Consider the following 1,101-nt stretch of genomic DNA (forward strand, 5'->3'; position numbering starts at 1 on the left):
AAATTGCCATTTGTTCTTACGGCAGATTTCTATTTACCGGCCCATTCAGCATACAGCCCATCTAAAAGTAGTGTAAGCCGCAGCCTTGGGAATTCTTTTTTAAGCTGTGTAGCCAAGCGATAAAACGCCTTTAACTCGCAGTCCTGTTTCCACTCTTCATCACTTTCTATTTTCTCTAGTTCTGTATCGTTTTCCAAGAACTCACTCATCAGCGGTAAAACCATGCCGTTGGAGAGGATTAAAACTGCTTCTAGAACATAGGCGTAATACTGATGGTGTTCACCATCTTTGCCTTGAACCCTGCGGTGGGGATAACATTCATCCCAGCATTGGTTCATCACGTATTTTTGTGTTCCGTCTACTGCCACAAGGTAACGTTTTTTGATGCAGCAGGTTTTTAAATTTTTTCTTGTAGATCAAATGCCTTAACATGTCGATGTAAGCAATTTCGATTTGGTCTACATCCATCTTTTCCAATAAGCGACACAGGGTATCCTGGTGCGGCATGTCTGTTAATTCCGGAAAAACTGCTTGCAGGTGTTTAAGTAACCGCGGTCCGGTCATCTCCTGATTCGTTTCTCGCCTAGAGGGCATTTGAAACACAAACATCAGAATTCCATAGATCATCATTATTGTCATTTGATGCTTAACTTTCTTTGGACTCCGCGGATCAGGTATTCTTGCTAATTTATGAAGCAGCCCAGGCAGCAGTTGCCTGTATACGTCTAGTATCTTTTCAGTTCTTTGCTGAATATCTTCTTGTTCTTCATCCTCTGTTTTATATTTGCTTTTGCGGTTAGGAAGCGTGAAGGTGGGAGGATATTGCCTCCCCTTGTCTTTTTTGTTCTTCCCTGAGATCTCGTTGTTTTCTTCTCCGCTCCTGGCGTGTTGGACGGATCTGTGTTGGATGGACGGGTTTACTCATGAGCCGTCTCCCCCTTTAGTTGGGAGCGGAAATCGGCTGCCAAGGGATAGACATAGATATCCTTGGGGGTGAGCAACCTTTTTGTATGACGGTCCATCCGGCCGCGCCAGCGGTCTTCCCAAGGTAGATCCAGTTTGCTGCCTGGTAACAGGTGCCCTGGTACTTTCTTGATTAAC

At 44.7% G+C, this 1,101-nt stretch carries 4 protein-coding genes; all 4 read right to left on the reverse strand.

From position 1 onward, the window contains the following. Positions 1–29: 29 nt before the first annotated feature. Positions 30–338: a hypothetical protein gene (locus SSCH_RS07735; RefSeq protein ID WP_044664960.1), complete on the reverse strand. Its 309-nt coding sequence runs from the start codon at positions 336–338 to the stop codon at positions 30–32. Next, on the reverse strand, positions 319–858 hold the full coding sequence (locus SSCH_RS20180) for a transposase family protein (protein ID WP_332306914.1): 540 nt from the start codon (positions 856–858) through the stop codon (positions 319–321). The genes SSCH_RS07735 and SSCH_RS20180 overlap by 20 nt, the downstream gene beginning before the upstream one ends. Further along, positions 797–925, reverse strand: coding sequence for a hypothetical protein (locus SSCH_RS20935; protein ID WP_269746149.1), 129 nt, complete (start codon positions 923–925; stop codon positions 797–799). Before SSCH_RS20935 ends, SSCH_RS20180 begins: the two co-directional genes overlap by 62 nt. Then, the coding region (locus SSCH_RS20185; RefSeq protein ID WP_044664962.1) for a hypothetical protein at positions 918–1,101 on the reverse strand (184 nt) is incomplete at its 5' end. The genes SSCH_RS20935 and SSCH_RS20185, both read right to left, overlap by 8 nt.

The sequence above is a fragment of the Syntrophaceticus schinkii genome, assembly GCF_000946815.1.
Classification (GTDB): Bacteria; Bacillota; DSM-12270; order Thermacetogeniales; family Thermacetogeniaceae; genus Syntrophaceticus; species Syntrophaceticus schinkii.

What these genes read in the sequence shown, in the direction of transcription:
- SSCH_RS07735 (WP_044664960.1), bottom strand. Translation starts at nt 338, where the DNA reads ATGAACCAATGCTGGGATGAATGTTATCCCCACCGCAGGGTTCAAGGC.
- SSCH_RS20935 (WP_269746149.1), bottom strand. Translation starts at nt 925, where the DNA reads ATGAGTAAACCCGTCCATCCAACACAGATCCGTCCAACACGCCAGGAG.